Origin of the sequence: Granulicella paludicola (genome assembly GCF_025685545.1) — a bacterium.
In the GTDB taxonomy this organism is placed as follows: domain Bacteria; phylum Acidobacteriota; class Terriglobia; order Terriglobales; family Acidobacteriaceae; genus Granulicella; species Granulicella paludicola.
Genome location: NZ_JAGSYC010000026.1, coordinates 90464 through 108976, shown reverse-complemented (window position 1 = coordinate 108976; position 18513 = coordinate 90464). Strand labels below are relative to the sequence as shown.

11 protein-coding genes are annotated in these 18513 nt (G+C 59.6%); 2 read left to right on the top strand and 9 right to left on the bottom strand.

Annotation, left to right across the window (positions count from 1 at the left end):
* Window positions 1-324: 324 nt before the first annotated feature.
* The 5 genes from OHL14_RS15995 to OHL14_RS15975 form a co-directional block, all read right to left on the bottom strand.
* Window positions 325-1308: a transglutaminase family protein gene (locus tag OHL14_RS15995; protein WP_263380375.1), complete on the bottom strand. Its 984-nt coding sequence runs from the start codon at window positions 1306-1308 to the stop codon at window positions 325-327.
* A 36-nt stretch (window positions 1309-1344) separates the two neighbouring features.
* Window positions 1345-2328 carry an alpha-E domain-containing protein gene (locus OHL14_RS15990; RefSeq protein ID WP_263380374.1) on the bottom strand — a complete coding sequence of 328 codons (984 nt, stop codon included), beginning with the start codon at window positions 2326-2328 and terminating at the stop codon, window positions 1345-1347.
* 41 nt (window positions 2329-2369) lie between these two features.
* Window positions 2370-3455 (bottom strand): nucleoside hydrolase, encoded by a 1086-nt coding sequence (locus OHL14_RS15985; protein ID WP_263380373.1) that lies wholly within the window; start codon window positions 3453-3455, stop codon window positions 2370-2372.
* Window positions 3456-3550: 95 nt separating this feature from the next.
* Window positions 3551-4699 (bottom strand): esterase/lipase family protein, encoded by a 1149-nt coding sequence (locus OHL14_RS15980; protein ID WP_263380372.1) that lies wholly within the window; start codon window positions 4697-4699, stop codon window positions 3551-3553.
* Between the two features lie 56 nt (window positions 4700-4755).
* Complete coding sequence (locus OHL14_RS15975; RefSeq protein ID WP_263380371.1) at window positions 4756-6243, bottom strand: circularly permuted type 2 ATP-grasp protein; 1488 nt, start codon at window positions 6241-6243, stop codon at window positions 4756-4758.
* A 327-nt stretch (window positions 6244-6570) separates the two neighbouring features.
* On the opposite strand from OHL14_RS15975, the gene typA reads away from it, so the two are divergent.
* On the top strand, window positions 6571-8403 hold the full coding sequence (typA, locus tag OHL14_RS15970; RefSeq protein ID WP_263380370.1) for a translational GTPase TypA: 1833 nt from the start codon (window positions 6571-6573) through the stop codon (window positions 8401-8403).
* A 74-nt stretch (window positions 8404-8477) separates the two neighbouring features.
* Here the strand turns inward: typA and OHL14_RS15965 are convergent, their stop codons facing one another.
* The 3 genes from OHL14_RS15965 to OHL14_RS15955 are packed head-to-tail and all read right to left on the bottom strand — an operon-like array spanning window position 8478 to window position 15501.
* Window positions 8478-10628, bottom strand: coding sequence for a TolC family protein (locus OHL14_RS15965; protein WP_263380369.1), 2151 nt, complete (start codon window positions 10626-10628; stop codon window positions 8478-8480).
* Window positions 10625-12256, bottom strand: a complete 1632-nt coding sequence (locus OHL14_RS15960) for an efflux RND transporter periplasmic adaptor subunit (RefSeq protein WP_263380368.1) — start codon at window positions 12254-12256, stop codon at window positions 10625-10627. Before OHL14_RS15960 ends, OHL14_RS15965 begins: the two co-directional genes overlap by 4 nt.
* Entirely contained in the window at window positions 12256-15501 is a 3246-nt protein-coding gene (locus OHL14_RS15955) for an efflux RND transporter permease subunit (RefSeq protein ID WP_263380367.1), read from the bottom strand. The genes OHL14_RS15960 and OHL14_RS15955 overlap by 1 nt, the downstream gene beginning before the upstream one ends.
* A gap of 351 nt (window positions 15502-15852) precedes the next feature.
* On the opposite strand from OHL14_RS15955, the gene OHL14_RS15950 reads away from it, so the two are divergent.
* A complete protein-coding gene (locus tag OHL14_RS15950; RefSeq protein WP_263380366.1) occupies window positions 15853-17577 on the top strand; it encodes a tetratricopeptide repeat protein in 1725 nt (574 codons plus the stop codon).
* 63 nt (window positions 17578-17640) lie between these two features.
* Here OHL14_RS15950 and OHL14_RS15945 read toward each other — a convergent pair whose 3' ends face one another.
* Entirely contained in the window at window positions 17641-18252 is a 612-nt protein-coding gene (locus OHL14_RS15945) for a superoxide dismutase (protein WP_263380365.1), read from the bottom strand.
* Between the last annotated feature and the right edge of the window lie 261 nt (window positions 18253-18513).

The window sequence follows — 18513 nt, the reverse complement described above, 5'->3', positions numbered from 1 at the left end:
CAGCTGCCTGCTTTTTGTGCAATTTACAAACAACAGCGGCGGTTAGTCTGGAGGCATCCAAAGAATCGCCCGACGACGCGAGTTTGGTGAGCAGCATGAGGTGCGATCAAGACAAGAAAAGCCAGGTATGTCGAAGGTCGATACACTTTTCTAGCTTTTCAGGGCACGTAACTATGAAGCATGGATGGTTGGGCGTCCCAAAATACGGGAAAATGGATATTTTAATATCCGTCTGAAGACTTTGAGGCTTAAGAGCCCAAATTGAAAAGGGTCAGCATCTCTGCGGATGCTGGCCCTTTGGACTTGCTGATCGATCCTTTGGAGCTACTGCTGCTGCGACTGCTGCATCTGGCGCCTGGATAGTGCGGGTGGGGACTGCGGCACGGCCTGTGCCTTTTCTACCAGCATCGACCAGTCTTCTGGGACCGGAAGTTCGCGGTCGAGAGAGGGGATGCCTTCACTGGGCTCTACCCGTACAGCAACGCTCAACTCACTCTTCGTTCGACCGCGGAAGATACCGTGCGTCGGGGGCACGTCAGCGTAATCACGGCCGATCGCGGTGCGGATATGTCGGTCGCCAGCGACGAGGAAGTTGGTGGGATCGAAGCCGACCCAGCCGTATTCGGGCAGGAACGCTTCCACCCAGGCGTGCGTAGCCGAAGCGACGGAACGGTCCTTCTCATCGCGGTGGAACAGGTAGCCGCTGACGTAGCGACAGGGAATGCGCAGGCGCGAACGCACTAACGCGATCATGATGTGCGAGAAGTCCTGGCATACACCTGCTCGCGCCAGCAGCGCCTCGTCGATGTGCGAGTCAGCCGTGGTGGACTGTGGCTTGTAATCAAAGTAGCGGAAGAGCTGCTCGTTGAGGCGATGTAGCACGGAGAGCGGATCGTCGCGGCGGCGCAGGTCGAGTTGATCCGCGAGGGCTTCGAGCGCGGGCGTGGGTGTGGCGAACTCGCTGGGCAGTAGCATCTCCCAGAAGTCGCCCTCGCTGACGAGCTGATCGAGCTCATCCCACGCGGAGTCAGGCATCGATGGCGGAATCTCGATGTGCGGTTCAACTTCGACGAGCGATTCGGCGACGATGACAAGCTGTCCGTGCTGGCCCGGGATATCGAAATGATGAACCTGGTTGGAGAGGTGATCGCGATAGCTGAATACGCGGCAGCGAGGGCTGACAGAGAGCTGGAAGGTAAGGCAGCGCTGCATGGCGTCGGAGCGCGGATGCATGCGCGTCTCCATGATGCTCTCACTCACAGGCGTCTTATAAAGGAACTTCGTCAGGTGGCGGATCGAGTAATACATCGGGCGCTCCATGATGCTTCGAGATAGCGAGTGCAGTTAACCAGCCAGTGCGGTCTGGATTGAATAGTTCACATACAGCTCATAGATCTCGTTGTGAATAGCGTTACATTGCTGCTGAATGCGGCGCAGGTAGCCAACGACGTCCCGGTCGAGAATCTCATCGATGCTCGCGAACGCTAGACTGGCGCTGAGCTTGCCGGCCAGGCGCTGCACCTCGTCTGCGCGACGTTTGCCGGATTGCTGTTGAATAGCGCCGAGAGCGGCGTGCAGGGCGTCAATGGAGAAGCGCACTGAGTGGGGAAACTCGGGGTCGAGCAGGATGAATTCGAGGATACGTTCAGGCGTTAGGTCTGCGGTGTAGACCTTACAGTACGCCTCGAAGGCCGTGGCGCTACGGAGCAGGCCCATCCATTCGAGATACTCGTTGCCATCGACGGCACGATCGGGATGCGCCCAGAGATCTTCGTGGTACGCCTCCAGCAGGAAGGTCGTCGCGGTGGCGCGCTCTAGGTAGCGTCCCACCTGGATAAAGTGCCAGCCCTCGCCGTGAGACATGGTGGAATCCGTGACCCCTTGAAACTGGTGGACGGCCTCCATCACCTGCTGCAGAAAAGCGACGGGACCTTCTGTGGAGCTCTCCGCGTCGAGCTGCATCTCTTTCTTGAAGCCGGGGCGCGTGACCTCGAGATAGAGCGAATTCAGGCGGTGCCACTGCTCGGTGGAGATCTGCTCGCGCATATGGCGAGCGTTCTCTCGCGCCGAGATGACGCAGGCGACGACCGAAGCTGGATTCGTCAGATCGAAGGTGAGCGTATGTGCGAGCGTGTAGGGATTGCCCTCCCATTTCAAGCGGCGAGGGCGTCCCAGCGATTGCAGCAGACGAGGCCAGCGATGATCCGCGCTGTTGCTGGTCTCATCGAGCATCAGGTTCAGGTTTACATCGAGCAGCCGCGTGGTGTGTTCCGCACGCTCCAGGTAACGGCTCATCCAATAAAGCGAGTCAGCGACACGAGACAGCATCGAGTCGGCTCCTTTCCTGCCTAATGCGAATGGTTGTGCATTCACTTTACACGTTCCGAGGGCAGTGGCGGCGAAGTCGGCAGCGGTTCCGCTTTCATCAAATTCACAAAGAGTGTGTTGAAGCGGGTGGAGTCGAGGTCCTGCTGCACGTGCACCGGTGTCATCGCGCGTTTGGGTTTGTTGGCTGCTGTCCATGTAAGGGTGTCTCCGTAGTTGGGGCCACGGCCGGTGTCGACGTCCACGTAAAGCATCTGCTCTTTGGTGATAATCTTCGGGTCCAGCAGGGACGCGGCTTCGAGCTCGTCCCACAGGTAGTAGAACTCGCCGGTATAGCGCGCGATGTACTGCGCGGCGGGAGAAGGTGAGGTCTTAATGTCGGCGTACATCGCTTCAGTGAAGCGTGTTTTGACGCTGATATCTACGGTGGTGAGATCGATGCGCGGCCACTTGGCGCGGAAGGTGAGGTGCGCGGCCTCGGGGTCGAACCAGAAGTTGAACTCATGGCGCGGATGTGTCGCGAACTCAGGATCATCGGTGATGGGCATAAGGCTGCCGCCCATGATGACGATGCCCTGGGTCAGTTCGGCAAACTGCGGATCGATGGCGAGCGCTAGTGCAATGTTCGTGAGCGGGCCACCGGCATAGATCGTTACCTGGTGTGGATGCGCGTGTACCTGCCGGATGAGAAAATGCGCGGCATCTTCATCGAGCGGCTTGGTGGTGGGCTCGCCTTCGGCTTGCTTCGGAACGACGAAGGGGCCGTGATACGGCTGTGCGCTGGTGCGCTCGCTGGTCTTCGTGGCAACATCTCCCCACGCGCCATACCAGGGCTGCGTGCCGAGCGTCGCCTTTTCTTCGTTGGACTCTTCTTCCGTGCGCAGCAGAGGGAAGACAGCACCTGGCACAACTGGAACGTCGGTGCGATGGATCAGCTCCAGCATGCGGAGCGTGTGGTTTACCTCTTCCGGCTCCCACGCATTACCGCTAACCATGGTGATGCCGAGTACCTTTACCTGCGGTGATTGCAGCAGCACCATCATCGACATCTGGTTGCTGCCACCGGGGCCAGAGCCGTCCTGATCAATCAGCACGACCTTCTGCGCGGGGGCGGCGAGGCTGGCAATCATCAGGCCACAGCAAAGGGCGCTGGTCCGTCTGGATATAGACAAGCTGGACATACTCAAGCGTATCGCACGAGATATCGCAGCACCATCATTCGGCACTATTCCTTCTCCGGAATCTCGCTGCGGACCTTGAAGTGGACGAGCACCGCAGCATGACCAGCAGGGCAGCCGAGTATGCCCAGTCCGCGGCCATCACCTCGAAACGAGTAGCTTACGTGCGCGACGCCATTGGGATCGATCTTCGTCACAATCGGGTCAGTCACGTCACGAATCTTCTGGCGATCGACAAGCTCCGCCGTTGCGCTCAGCACGTGCTCATGCAGGCTCGGGTCGAGCGCCACAGGTACCTGAAGATCGTTGCTCGATGCCGTCTTGTTGCAGTCGACGTTGAGACCGCCAACCTTGTAGTCACGCATGGACTCAGTGATGTCGAGGATTGGGTTCGCATGGTAGACGCGCGAGAAAAAAGCATAGGCGTCGGAGTTGCGGTCCGTAGGCTTCACGATGCCGATGTGGTCGGCGTTGATCTTCTGCGGCGGCGTGTCCGTGTCGCAGCCGTAGGTGGCGCTGTAATAGCTGACAACACGCGTGTGCGCTCGCAGATAACGCCCAATGCCTTCGCCTGCAGCAGTGTCGAGCGTCTCATACGCGCAGTAGCGATGAATGCGCACATCCACTGGATTGCTACGCCACTGCAACTCCAGATTCTGCAGAAAGCTGTTGTCATTGCTGTCGCTCAGATCGGTCAGCAGGGGATCGCTGTCGTAGATCTTCGCGAAGCTGGCGACAAACGAGCCCTCATGAGGCGTGGCATACGAAACGATGAAGCGCGTCTTCGCAGCCTCGGCCGGATGGCTGAGCAGCATCTCTTCCGTAATCAGCCCGCCCAGCGAGTGAGCGATAAACACGACCTCGCGATGATCCCAGACGCGGTTATCTTTTAGTTGTTTCCAAAGCCGATCCGCCAGTTGCTTGGTGGAGTACTGTCCACTGGAGGAAGGTGTGGGATAGGCGGACACGAAGACATCGGACTTTTGAAAGCGCGGATCGACGCGCAGCATATCGGGCCAGTAAGAACCGTTCGCTCCCACCCAGGTCTCGCGGTCACCATGCAGGCCGTGGACGAAGACGATGACGCGCGGCTTCAGGTCGTCGGCGTGGGCACAGCGCACTCCCAGCACAAGGCACACCAGAGCGATTGCTCTGACTGAGGAGAAGATGTTTCGAACCACCGTACCTGCTCGCATACCCCTGTTCCTGTTGGGCCGTGACTGCGTAGGCCTCTGCGTCTAGTTTATCGCAGCTAGCTCAGCACCCAGGTGTCCTTACTGCCGCCACCCTGCGAGCTATTTACAACAAGCGAGCCCTGCTTGAGAGCAACGCGCGTCAGGCCACCGGGCACGATGCGCACTTTATCTCCGTACAGCACATAGGGGCGCAGATCGACATGGCGCGGTTCGAACTCGTCGCCGATGAGGCACGGAGCTCGCGAGAAGCTGATCGTCGGCTGAGCAATGTAGTTCCGTGGATTCGCCTTGATCTTCTCAGCGAAGACCTCGCGCTCCTTTTTCGAGGACTGCGTGCCGATCAGCATGCCGTAGCCGCCGGATTCGCCCACCGCCTTCACCACCAGCTTGTCGAGGTTGGCGATTACATAGTCCCGCTCTTTGTCGATCGCGCAGAGGTAGGTCTTCACGTTCTGCAGGATCGGCTCTTCGCTGAGGTAGTACTTGATGATGCTCGGCACGAATGCGTATAGCGCCTTATCATCCGCGACACCGGTGCCAAAGGCATTCGCCAGCGTGACGTTGCCAGCGCGGTACGCATTGAAGAGACCAGCCACGCCAAGGATCGAATCCGGACGGAAGCTGAGCGGATCGATAAAGTCGTCATCCACGCGGCGATAGATCACGTCCACGCGGCGCAGGCCGCTGGTTGTCCGCATGTAGCAGATGTTGTCGTGCACTACAAGATCGCGGCCTTCGACCAGCTCGATGCCCATCTGGCGCGCAAGGTACGCGTGCTCAAAGTACGCCGAGTTGAAGACGCCCGGCGAGAGCAGCACGATGTTCGGCTCGGGGCGGCCCTCCGGAGAGAGTGAACGCAGCGTGCCCAGCAGCAACTGTGTGTATTGCTCGATCGGCTTCACGTTGTAATGCCGAAAGAGCTGCGGAAAGATCCGCTTCATCACGCGCCGGTTGGTGAGCATGTAGCTCACCCCCGAGGGCACGCGGAGATTGTCTTCGAGCACGACGAAGTCGCCGTTTTCCAGGCGAATCAGATCGGTGCCGCAGACCGCAACATACACATTGCGCGGCACTTCGAGGCCCATCATCTGGCGGCGATACTGCGGGCAGCTATACACCAGCTCTCGCGGTACGATGCCGTCCTTCAGGATGCGGCCATCGTTATAAATATCTTTCAGGAACAGGTTCAGCGCGGTGATGCGCTGCGTCAGGCCGCGCTCGACCCTCTCCCACTCCGCAGAGGTGATGATCCGCGGGATCAGGTCATACGGAAAGATCTTCTCCGTGCCCTCTTCGCGACCATAGACCGTAAAGGTGATCCCTTGATTCAGGAAGCTGAGGTCCGCAGCCTGCTTCCGGCGCTGCAACTCATCGGGCGGCAGCGAGCCGAAGTGGTCCAGCAGCGGCATATAGTTTTCGCGCAGCTGTCCCGGTGCGGCAAACATCTCGTCGTACGCGTGGTCGAGCGCATACTTCTTCAGCGCAGCGAGATCTATTTGGCCAGATTGAACTTTCTGCAGAGCATCAGCCGAGATATTGTCCATGAGCGTTCAGTATAGGGGATGCTCACGGAGTTCGGGACGTCCTCCGCAGCAGAAATCCCGCCCTCCAAAATTGTGATTCATCGGCTATTGAAGCGAACAGGCATCGAAGACAGGGTCGTCTCAGGTAGAATAAAGGTGACGCGCTCTTCGCCATTTTGTCCTGTTGTGAAGACCCGCGAAGACCCGCGCGAGTCTGCGTACGATCCTTGGCTGACGCTCGGTGCGTGCCGCCTGTACGCGGCAACTCCGTAAAACGAGACTCCCGTACTAGCCAACGATTTTCCAGACCGCAACACCAGACTGTCAGAATAGGAAACCCCCTCCGCTGTGAGCACTTCAACAGAAGCCATTCGTAATATCGCCATCATCGCCCACGTCGATCACGGTAAGACTACCCTCGTCGACGCCATGCTGCGCCAGTCCGGTACCTTCCGCACAAATGAAGCCGTCGTCGAGCGCGTCATGGACTCCAACGACCTCGAAAAAGAGCGTGGTATCACCATTCTCGCCAAGAACACGGCCATCCACTACAAGGATTCGAAGATCAACATCGTCGACACCCCGGGCCACGCCGACTTCGGCGGCGAAGTAGAGCGCGCTCTCAAGATGGTCGACGGCGTCGTTCTGCTCGTGGATGCTTCGGAAGGTCCGCTGCCGCAAACCCGCTACGTGCTCTCAAAGGCGCTTGAAGCGAAGCTGACCCCGATTGTCGTCGTCAACAAGATCGATCGTCCCGATGCACGTCCCCAGGAAGTACTGAACGAGGTCTATGACCTGTTCATCGATCTCGATGCCGACGAGTCAGTTCTCGACTTCCCGGTCATCTACACGAACGGCAAGGCTGGCACCGCGACGATGGACCTGGCTGTACCGGGTACCGATCTGCAGCCGCTCTTCGAGCTGATCTTCAAGACGATCCCCGCAGCGCCTGGCACCGCTGATGGCGACCTGCAGGTGCTGGTCACGAACCTCGACTACTCCGATTACCTCGGTCGTCTCGCCATCGGTCGCGTCTTCAACGGCACGCTCAAGATCGGCCAGGAGATCAATCTCTCGAAGGTCGACGGCAAGCTCGAAACCGTAAAGATCACCAAGCTCTTCACCTTCGACGGCCTCAAGCGCGTTGACACCACGGAGACCACCGTTGGCGACATCATCGCCGTAGCCGGTATCCCCGAGATCACCATCGGCGAGAGCTTCTGCGCTCTCGAGAACCCCAAGCCGCTGCCGATCATCAAGATTGACGAGCCGACCATCGCGATGGTCTTCTCGGTCAACAACGGCCCCTTCGCCGGTAAGGAAGGCAAGCTCGTCACCAGCCGTAACATCAAGGAGCGCCTTGAGCGCGAGCTGCTGACCAACGTCTCCATCCGCGTGGAAGACACAGGTACTCCGGATAACTTCAAGGTGCTGGGCCGTGGTGAACTGCAGCTCTCCGTGCTCATCGAAATGATGCGTCGCGAAGGCTTCGAGCTCATGGTTTCGCGTCCCACCATCGTCACCAAGCGTGTCGATGGCGCTCTGATGGAGCCCTCCGAAGTCCTTACGGTTGACGTTCCTGAAGAGTTCTCGGGTACGGTCATCCAGAAGTTGGGACCGAGAAAAGGCGAGATGACCAAGATGGCGAACCACGGCTCCGGCCGTATCCGCATGGAGTTCAAGGTCCCGTCGCGCGGCCTCATCGGTCTGCGCAACGAAATGCTGACCGAGACCCGCGGCACCATCATCATGAACTCGATCGCAGGCGAATACATTCCCTACCAGGGCGAGATCCCGCAGCGTCCTTCCGGCGCGCTGATCTCCGATCGCCAGGGCATTACGACCCTGTATGCCCTCGATGGAACTCAAGAGCGCGGCATCCTGTTCCTCGGCGACGGCGTGGAGGTCTACGAGGGCATGATCATCGGCGAACACTCGCGCGATAACGATCTTGACGTGAACTGCGTTCGCGAAAAGAAGCTGACCAACATGCGCGCCTCTGGCTCGGATGACGCGGTCCGACTCGTTCCGTTCAAGGCTCTCACGCTGGAGCAGTCAATTGAGTTCATCGCAGACGACGAACTCGTCGAGGTAACGCCGAAGTCGCTCCGCATGCGTAAGAAGATCCTCGCGGCGAACCGTCGTCCCAAGGGTACGCGCGGCGGCAGCACACTCGAGTAACCTTCGCCATCACCAGTAATCACAAAGGCCCTCCATCGCGGAGGGCCTTTGTGATTACTGGTGATGGCGACCTCTTAGCGAAGATTGCCTCGGATCGCGTCATCCAGCTCGATGTGATTTTTCTCCAGCAGATCGCCCAGCGCGTAGTCGAGTTGAATGCGTGCCTTGATCCAGTTCGATCGCGCCGCAATTTCAGTCGATCGCGCTTGCGCCAGGTAAGCCTCATTCTGCAACACGTTCGCAGCAGTGGATTGCCCTACCGAGAGCTTGTCGCGCTCTGCGTCGAGCAGCTGCGACTGATAATCGCGGCTCTGCGCTGCAGCCTCATAAGAGGCCTGCGCCGTCTGTAGAGCAACTACCGCCGTCTCTACATCCTGGCGCACCGTCGCAGAAAGCTTCTCCGTGCGGCTCTGCACCTGCCGCAACTGCACGGTATCGCGAGCAGCATCGCTCTCGGCTACCCGATTGCGCAAAGGCAGCGTCAACTGCACGCCCGCCTGGTAGATCGTCGAAACCCGGGTGCCGCCCGTGGAGAGCAGCGTCGGGTTCGTCGGCAGGCCCGTGCCAGTGCTGCCGAGCGTCTCGTACGGCTGTTCGCTGGCAGAGCGTGTTGCTGCATTCGCGTAAACGTTCAGCTGTGGCAGCGCAGCATTACGGCTTGCACGCGCGCTGATCTTGCCAGCTTCCACCTGCAGCGAAGCCTGCGCCAGGTCCGGACGTTGCGTCAGCGCTTCACCCACCAGCGTCGGCACGTTCAAATCCTCAAGCTGTGCAGGAACGGTGATGGTGTCGGTCGGCACAATCTCTTTGAAGCTGTCGAGCTCTGCCTGGAACACAGGCGAAGCAGAGCGTAGCAGCTCATTTCGCAGAATGATCTCTTCCTGCTTGTACAGTCCCTGTGCCTGGATCAACGCGAAGCGCGTGGAGCTCTCGAGCGCTCGTGCACGTGTCAGCTCAATCGGAGCCAGCGTGCCCTGCTGCTCCTGGTTCTCATCGTCCTCGCGTACCTTCGTCGCGGCACGCAGCGACTCTTGCTGCACACGCACGTTCTCGCCCAGCGACACCAGATCGAAGTACAGCCGCGATGTGCCATAGATGGTCTCCATCACCTGCTGCTCAAAGAGCAGGCGAGAGATCTTCTTGTCGGCGCTTGCGATGCGGAGGTAACGAAGATTCACGCCTCGACCAAAGCCGCGCAGCAGAGGCTGCGTCAGCGTGACCGAAGCGCTGGGAGAAGAGAAAGGATCAAGCTGCTTTGTCGACCCATACTGCACAGCGGAGGCGTTGTTGCCGAGCGCCTCCAACTGCAGGCCAGTCGAAAATCCCTGCAAATACGCGGCGTTCGCAGCGACAAAGTCCAGCGGCTGCGTCTGAACGACTCCGCTCGTGGAACCTGTGCCAGTACCAGTCCCAGTTGCGGTAGTCGTCGAAGTGAGCGTCACCGAGTTCGAGCGGCGCAGGTAGCCACCGTCCAGAATGAACTGCGGATCGAACAGTGGAATGTTCGGACCCGTGGCATACGCTGTCGTCGTCTCGGCGAGCGACTGCGTCTGCTGTGCTGTCGAATTCAAACTCGTAAGGTCGGTCACCGTCGGCGTCGTCGGATTCGGATTGACGGTGCTCGCATTCAGCAGTGGCGAACCTGGGCCGCCCACGCCGTTCGGCGGTAGTTGCACGGTGTAGTCGATCCCGCGAAGGCTTCCACCACCAGCCGCACGGACGCTGTCGGTCTGCGCCAGTACAAGGTTATAGCGCTCGGTCTCTACGTCGAGATTGTTCTCTAGTGCAAGCGCGAGTGCATCCTGCAGCGTGAGGTAAAGTTTGCCATCACGCACCAGCGCCTTTAGTCGAGTAGCATCGCCGGGGAACAGCGGCGGCACGGTAGCAGGATGGTACGGCCCGAGGAAGCCGAGAAACGACGGCGTCAGTCCCCGCACAGCCTCGCGCGTGGGCGCAGCGTTCGTCTCCTCCGCGTGACGCATCTGCGGCGTGGGTGCATCCGGCGTCTGTACGCGGCCAGCGAGCGGGCTCACGATAGTCTGCGGGTTGTTCTTCGCAGGATCAGGCGGTACCGAACTCTGCGTCGGCGCCGGGCTTAGCGCGGGGAGTTGCGTCTGCGGCGGCAGCGCCGGCGAAGGCGACTGTGCTCGCATCGCGCCGCCGGTCAGCATCAACGCCGCTGCCAGCGCGCCCTTTCGGTATGCATACTTATTACGAGGGGTCATGGTTTGCTCGCGCTGCTCTTGCTTTTGCTGTTGTTGCTGCCCTTACCCTGATTCTGCTGCGTCTGCTGTCCCTGCAGATTCTGGTCAGTGATGCCCTGATTGCCGTACTGTGTGCTGCCACCGGGCGGTGTATTTTGTGCCGGTGCCGCCATCGGCTTCTGCTCCGGCGACTTCGCCTCATGCACCTCTACCGGAGCGCCCTCGACCACATCATCGGTCACATCGGTTACGACCACATCGCCGGCCTTCAGACCAGTCATAATCTCGACTGCTGTGCCGAAGTCGCGGCCGAGCGTCACTGGCACATAGTGAATCTTGCCATCGACCACCGTCGCCACAGAAGACTGATCGTGCCGAATCGCAATCGCATCGCCACTCACCAGCAGAGGAACCTGCGTTCCTGCGGCAGGCGGGAAGGTGACCACGGCATACATACCGGGGATCAGCTTGCCCTGCGAGTTATCCAGCTGCAACTCCACCAGCATGGTGCGTGTGTTTGCGTCGATCGAGTTCGAAGTACGGGAAACCTCCGCGTAGACCGGTGCTCCCTGAAGCTCCTGGAAAGCGACTGGAGCTTGCTGGCCGGTGTGGATGGCAGCTGCATATCCTTCCGGTACCGAGACCAAAATCCGCAAGCGCTGCACCTGCGCAATGCCAAACAGCGGGCCGCCCTGTCCGGGTGTCTGCGCGGAGGTCGCTGTCGATGCGGAGCTGCCCGAGCTTCCTCCGCTGTTCGATTGTCCCGCCTGCGCAGAGCCGCCGGTGCTAGAGCTCTGCCCCTGCGGAGCTGCTGCCGGAGCGCCCGACGTCCCGCCCGCAGCCGAGATCAGTGCGCCTTCATCTACGTCGCGCTCGGTGATCACGCCAGCGAATGGCGCGCGCACCTGCTCGTAACTTTGCAGCGCCATTTGGTGCTGCAGATTGGCCTTATACGCATCGACGTTGCGCTGTGCGGCGGCAACATTCGCGATGGCAGAAGCGTAGTTCGTCTCCTGTTGATCGCCATCCTGGCGGCTGAACACACCCTTCTGTACCAGAACACGATACCGTTGCACCGTCACGGTCGCCAGGGCCAGCTGCGACCTCTGCTGTTCCAGCTGCTGCTCCGCCTGCGCTACCTGCTGCCGTGCCTGCGAGACCTGTGCGTCAAGATCGGGCGCATCGATGATCGCCAGTAGTTGGTTGGCTTTTACTTTGTCGCCGATATCGACGTACCGCTTCTTCAGGTAGCCGTTGGCGCGCGCGTACACGTAAGCCTGCGTCAGCGGGATCGTCGTACCCGGCACCACCAGGCCGGCTTTGGAGTATGGCTGCTGCAACTTTGTCGCTTCGACGATCGGCTTCGCGTTCTTCGCCGCGTCTGCACGCTTCTTTGTGTCTTCGCTATCGCCGTGCCGCTCCATCCATCCGAAGAACAGGACCGCGATGACCAGCAGCAGGAAGATAACGACAAACCAGAACAGCGGCTTGCGGCTGCCGTGTCCTTCCTTGTGCTCGCCGCTTTGACGTGCAGGCGGATAGTAGTCGTGCCCGTCGGTCAGCGCGTGCGCAGGCCCGCTCTCCGGCGGTGCAGGAAGGCGATGCTCGGTGTCGGTGTGGTCGTGTGTGTCGTAACGCTCGTCGGCCATTAGCTTCCTTGCTCCTGCGGTCTGTCGTGGTGGCCACCCGCTTCCGGATGTCCGCTCAACTCAGGACCAGCCTCTTCATCAATTTCTTTCGAATAGTCGATCGGTGCATGCTTCTTCAGCAGCGAGTAGATCGTCGGCACCAGGAACAGCGTTCCCAGCGTCGCGAACATCAGACCGCCGATAACAGCCCGACCCAGCGGAGCGTTCTGCTCGCCACCTTCACCCAGTGCCAGCGCCATGGGCAACATGCCAATGATCATCGCCAGCGCCGTCATGATGACTGGCCGCAAACGCGTGTGCCCCGCATTGTGAGCAGCCTCTCGCTGGCCCTTGCCTGCGAGCCTTTCATCGTTGGCGAACACCACCATCAGAATCGAGTTAGCCGTTGCTACGCCGATCGTCATGATCGCGCCCATCAGGCTGGGAACACTGAACGTCGTATGCGTGATGAACAGCATCCATAGAATGCCGCAGAACGCGCACGGAATCGCCATCAGGATAATCAGCGGATCGAGCCACGATTGGAAGTTCACCGCCATCAGCAGGTACACCAGCATGATCGCGAAGATGATGCCGATACCCAGGCGAATGAAGGAATCATTCATCGTCTTCACTTCGCCGCGTAGTGCGAGTTGCGTCGTCTTCGGCAGCGTCTTGTTCGTGTCGTCGATGATCTTCTGGATCGAACTTGCTACGCTGCCCAGATCGGTCTTGTCCACGTCAGCATAGACATCGAAGACCTGCTGAATGTTGTAGTGGTCCACGATGATCGGCGAGCGGTCGCGGCGGAAGCTCGCAAGGTTGCCGAGCAATTGCGATGCATTGCCGCTGGGCGAGGTAACCGGTGTACGCGCCAACTCCTGCAGGTTGCTGTTGCGATAGATTGGCGTCTGCGTCACGATCTGGTAGTTCACGCCCGTCGCCGGATTCAGCCACTCGTTCGGTGCCGTCTGCCCTGTACCGGTCAGCGAGATCAGTGTGGACTGCGCCACGTCCTGCTGCGTAAGTCCAATCTGCCGAGCCTTCGTTCGGTCCACGTTGATCTGCATCGTCGGGTAATCGACCTGCTGATGCAGATGCACGTCGACCGCACCCGGTATCTCCGCTACCTGCTTCTCCAGCTTCTTCGCCAGCTCGTAGTTGCCCTTGCCGTTGCCAATCACCTGCAGGTCGATCGGAGCGGGCAGACCGAAGTCGAGGATCTGGTTGGTCATGTTCGCCGGTGTGAAGAAGAACGTAGCATCCGGAAACTTCTTTGTCAGATCGTCGCGCAGAATACGCGTGTACATCTGCGTGTCCTTCGATCCCGGCTTCAATGCGATGGAGATGTCACCGTCAGAGTTCGAGATCGTCGTTGAATTACCGAACGCAAGATTGATACCGCTGCCTGGCAGGCCGATGTTATCGAGAATCAGGTCCACGCGATCAGCAGGAATCTGCGTACGAATCTCCTTCTCCACCGCCGCGAAATACTGCTCCGAATCTTCAAGGCGCAGACCCTGTGGCGGATTCACATGCAGCTTCATCTGCCCGGAGTCGACATACGGGAAGAAGTCGCGGCCGATAAAGAAGATCATCGGCAGACTCACTACCACCAGCAAGCCAAACAGACACAGTGTGATGGTCGAGTTCTCAAGGCACCAGTCCAGCAGGTTCGCATACTTATGCGCAAACTTCTCGAACTGCCGCTCGAACTTGGAATGCCACCGCCAGATGAAGCTCCTCCGCTCCTCTTCCTCTGCAAACTTCGGATCCTGGTAAAGCTTGATCTCGCTACCCAGTAGGAAGTGCATCATCGTCGGCAGCAGCGTTCGAGAAAGGAAGTAGCTGGCCATCATCGCGAAGGCCACAGCCTCTGCCAGCGGGGTGAACAGGAACTTCGCTGCGCCGGTCAGCAGCACCACCGGGACGAACACGATGCAGATCGATAGCGTCGATACGAACGCCGGCGCTGCCACTTGCTGCGCCGAATGCAGAATCGCCTTCGTCAGCGGCAGCTTCTCCTGCATGTTGCGGTGCGTGTTCTCGATCTCGACGGTCGCGTCGTCGACAAGAATGCCGACGGCCAGAGCGAGACCGCCCAGCGTCATTACATTGATCGTCTCGCCCAGCGCCGAAAGAATGATGAGAGACGTCGCGATGGATAGCGGAATCGAAATACACACGATCACCGTCGACCGCCATGAGCCGAGGAACAGCAGGATCATCAGGCCCGTCAGCACGGCAGCGATCGTAGCTTCACGAACGACCTCGCTGATCGAACTTCGTACGAAGATCGACTGATCGAACAGCGGCGTAATCGTCAGGTTGCCGAGGCCCGCCTTCAGCCGCGGAATCATGTCCTTCGTCTGCGACACGATATCCAGGGTTGAGGTGTCGCCGTTTTTCAGCACTGTCAGCAGGGCAGAGCGCTTGCCATTTTCGCGGACGATGTTCGTCTGCTCGGCAAAGCCCATGTGGACCTGCGCCACGTCCTTGATGTACACGACTGCCCCGTTCGCAGCCCGCACCGGCAAATCGTTCAGCGCGCTCAGTTCGTCGGGGCTCGAGTTCGTCTTCACGACATACTCGCGGTCGCCCATGCGCGCGGTGCCGGCCGGAAGAATCAGGTTCTGCTGTGCAATCGCCGTGCCCACATCGGTGGCACTCAGATGGTGCGAAAACAGGAGGTTCGGATCGGTGTCGACCATCACCTGCTTCACCTTGCCGCCGAAGGGCAGAGGAACGCTTGCGCCCTTTACATTCGCCAGGCGAGGCCGAATGAACTGCAGGCCGTCGTCGTAAAGATCGGACTCACTCAGCCCTTGCCCGCTCAACGCCAGCTGCAGAATTGGCACCGACGAGGCATCGTACTTAATCACAAACGGCGGAAAGCTACCCGGCGGCAGCGTACGCAGAATTGTCTGCACAATCGCCGTCACTTGCGCCAACGCCAGCTCCACCTTCACATTCGGCTGGAAGTACACCTTGATGATCGAGACACCCTGATAGCTCTCGCTCTCAGTGTGCTCCATATCGTTTACGGTTGTGGTCAGGGCGCGTTCGCAGGGCGTCACCACCCGTCCCGTCATCTCCGCCGGAGTCAGGCCGCTGTACGTCCACACGATCGTGACCACGGGAATGTTGATGTACGGAAAGATGTCCTTGGGCGTTTCAATTGCCGAGCCGATACCCAGCAGCGCGATCAGGATCGACAGAACGACAAACGTATAAGGGCGGCGAAGCGCCAGCCGGACAATCCACATAGGTGCCTCAAGGAGTTGATGATTCGCTCAGGGATGAGACGCGAAAGACGCATCGCACGACTCTGTCGCAACACGATATTCTGTGCGGTAAGCGGCATTGTCGTGCGAAGTTGACTACTCTACTTATCCGAACAAGCAGATTGTGCCTTCATCCTACCGTGTTCCCGCGCGTCGCGCTTATGATTTTGACACGACGTCTTCTAACGATCACTCGTTCAAAAAGACGGCGAAGAGGTATTCATGCGCTGTAAAACCTTCCGCTCTTCCGCTCTTGTCCGTCAGTCTGCAGCACTTCTGACCGCACTTTGCAGCTGCCTCTTGATTACGGTCCCGGGCTCCTCCCAGATGAGCATGTCCGGCCATGACATGGGGAAAATGGTCGCGGTGCCTCCGCCAGAGAGCCTGCCCGCGCCCCTCAGGATCGACGGCCTCGGCAACAGCCACCTCAAGATCATCGCAACCCCCGAAGCGCAGATGTGGTTCGACCAGGGACTGAACGAGCAGCACGATTTCTGGAACTACGAGGCCGCCCGCTCCTTCGAGCAGGCCATCCGCGTCGATCCCAGGTGTGCCATGTGCTACTGGGGACTCTCCGGCGCGATGGGTTTCTACCACACAGATAACAAGAGTAGTTACGCGAAGAACGCGCTCGATAAAGCGGTTGCACTGAAGAGCCACGCCAGCAAGCAGGAACGGCTCTACATAGAAGCCACGGTCGCTGACCAGGATCAGGGCAGCGCACCGCCCGACCCGAAGGTCGAATCGAAGGCCACCCAGCTCTGGCGCAAGGCCGTCGCGAAGGACCCCAAAGACAATCAGGCGAAGATCTTCCTCGCTCTATCGCTCGAAGACGGTTACACCGATGCAGGCGACCCTAAGCCCGGCACGCAAAAGGCTATCGAGATCCTCGCCGACGTCCTCAAGACCGACCCGAACGACTCCGCCGTCAACCACTACTGGATCCACGCGATGGAGCCCAGCAATCACCCCGAGCGCGCTATCGAAAGCGCCAAGCGCCTCGCGAGCCTTTCGCCCGCCTCCGGCCACATGGTCCACATGCCCGGCCATATCTTCTATCGCACCGGCGACTACGCCGATGCCGACATTTGGTTTGCGAAGTCCACCGCCGTTGATGAAGCCTACATGCGCGCACAGCACGTCGCGGTCGACGACGACTGGAACTACGTCCACAACCTCATGTACGGCATCGACAACCTCATGCAGGAAGGCAAGCTGCAGGAGGCTTCCTCGCTGTCCGGCAAGCTCGCTGGCGCTCGCGGCGAGTTCGTCGACACGCTCTACACCTTCGCTCCTCGCGACAGCATGACGCGCGTCAACACGCAGCTGCCTATTGCTCTGCGCACGGGCAACTGGCGCGCCGTCGAATCACTGCTCGCCGATAGCAAGCCCGATGCGAAGCTCGAGAACCTCGTCTTTCTCTCCGGTGAACTGAAGACCTTCGCTACCGGCATGTTGGCGGTGAAGAGTGGCGACCTCAAGACCGCACAGGCGACCTCGAACGAACTCGACGCCGATCTCTGGCACAAGACCCAGGCCATCAAGGACGAGCTGAAGCCTGAGGAGAAAAAGCCCAAGCCCGGTGACCCTGTCATGGCGATGTCCATGCCGGATGCCATGCCCGAGCCGCTGCTCGCCAGCCTCTCCATCATGTCGCTGGAACTCCGAGCTTCCATCCTGGCGGATCAAAAGAATTTGCCGGAAGCGAAGAAGCTCTTCACCCAGGCCGCGCTCGAAGAGAAGAAGTTAGGCTACCGCGAGCCGCCAACCTACATCCGTCCCGTCGGCGAAACCGAAGGCTTCGCCCTGCTTAACGCAGGCGACGCGGAAGGCGCGCACGCAGCCTTCGCTGCAGCTCTCGCCGACCGCCCCAACTCCGGTTTCGCGCTCTACGGCATGGCTCTCAGCAGCGAGGCTGAACACCACACCGAGATCGCCCGCGACGAATATGTGAAGTTCCTTGACGCCTGGCGCAACGCCGACGCCGCCGCTCCGGAGCTGGCCCACGCGCACCAGTACCTTACCGGTCAGTCGGTCATGGCTTCAGTACATCGATAAGAAAGGCTCTCACCACAAACGAAGAGGCCGCCCCAAGGCGGCCTCTTCCGTTCCAGCGAAACGCTACTTTTTCGCCGTCGCGAAACGCTTGTTCACTTCGGCCCAGTTGATGACATCCCACCAGGCTGCGAGGTAGTCGGGGCGCTTGTTCTGGTACTTCAGGTAGTACGCATGCTCCCAGACGTCGTTGCCCAGGATCGGGTACAGGCCATCGGACAGCGGCGAATCCTGATTCGGCTTCGTCACGATCTCCAGCTTGCCGCCCTTGAACACCAGGAAGCCCCAGCCGGAGCCAAACTGCTTTGCGGTCGCCTCGTTGAACTTCTTTTTGAAGTCCGCAAAGTCACCGAAGTCGGCCTTGATCTGGGCAGCGATGTCGCCGCTCGGCTCGCCACCGCCACCGGGCTTCATGATCTCCCAGAACATGGTGTGGTTTACATGGCCGCCGCCGTTGTTGCGGACGACAGTACGCACGTCCTCAGGCACGCTCGCCAAATCGGACACCAGCTCTTCAGGCGTCTTCGAGCCGAGGTCGGGATACTTCTCCACCGCGCCGTTCAGGTTCGTCACGTACGTCTGGTGGTGCTTGTCGTGGTGCAGCTTCATCGTCGCTTCGTCGATCGTCGGTTCGAGTCCAGCGTAGTCATAAGGAAGGGGAGGTAGTTCGAAGGCCACGGAGTTGCTCCTTTGTCGTTCGTCAAAATGTGTTTCGGTTGCGTTGAGGCGCGGTCAACAGGACCGCCGCCAGTAGTAGCGGAGGGCATCCTCCGCAGATCCTTGGCTCCACGAGTCTTAGCCCGGTAGAACCCACATCACCGATTGGATGCATATCGGCATCGCCTCGGCGTGACAAATTGAGCCTACCACCGCCCCATCAACATCGCCCTCTCCGTGTTTCCGATCCCGCTGTGCGGTAAGCGTAACTCGAGGTTAATT

What these genes read in the sequence shown, in the direction of transcription:
- OHL14_RS15965 (WP_263380369.1), bottom strand. Translation starts at nt 10,628, where the DNA reads ATGACCCCTCGTAATAAGTATGCATACCGAAAGGGCGCGCTGGCAGCG.
- OHL14_RS15990 (WP_263380374.1), bottom strand. Translation starts at nt 2,328, where the DNA reads ATGCTGTCTCGTGTCGCTGACTCGCTTTATTGGATGAGCCGTTACCTG.
- OHL14_RS15975 (WP_263380371.1), bottom strand. Translation starts at nt 6,243, where the DNA reads ATGGACAATATCTCGGCTGATGCTCTGCAGAAAGTTCAATCTGGCCAA.
- OHL14_RS15980 (WP_263380372.1), bottom strand. Translation starts at nt 4,699, where the DNA reads ATGCGAGCAGGTACGGTGGTTCGAAACATCTTCTCCTCAGTCAGAGCA.
- OHL14_RS15960 (WP_263380368.1), bottom strand. Translation starts at nt 12,256, where the DNA reads ATGGCCGACGAGCGTTACGACACACACGACCACACCGACACCGAGCAT.
- OHL14_RS15995 (WP_263380375.1), bottom strand. Translation starts at nt 1,308, where the DNA reads ATGTATTACTCGATCCGCCACCTGACGAAGTTCCTTTATAAGACGCCT.
- OHL14_RS15985 (WP_263380373.1), bottom strand. Translation starts at nt 3,455, where the DNA reads ATGATTGCCAGCCTCGCCGCCCCCGCGCAGAAGGTCGTGCTGATTGAT.
- OHL14_RS15955 (WP_263380367.1), bottom strand. Translation starts at nt 15,501, where the DNA reads ATGTGGATTGTCCGGCTGGCGCTTCGCCGCCCTTATACGTTTGTCGTT.
- OHL14_RS15950 (WP_263380366.1), top strand. Translation starts at nt 15,853, where the DNA reads ATGTCCGGCCATGACATGGGGAAAATGGTCGCGGTGCCTCCGCCAGAG.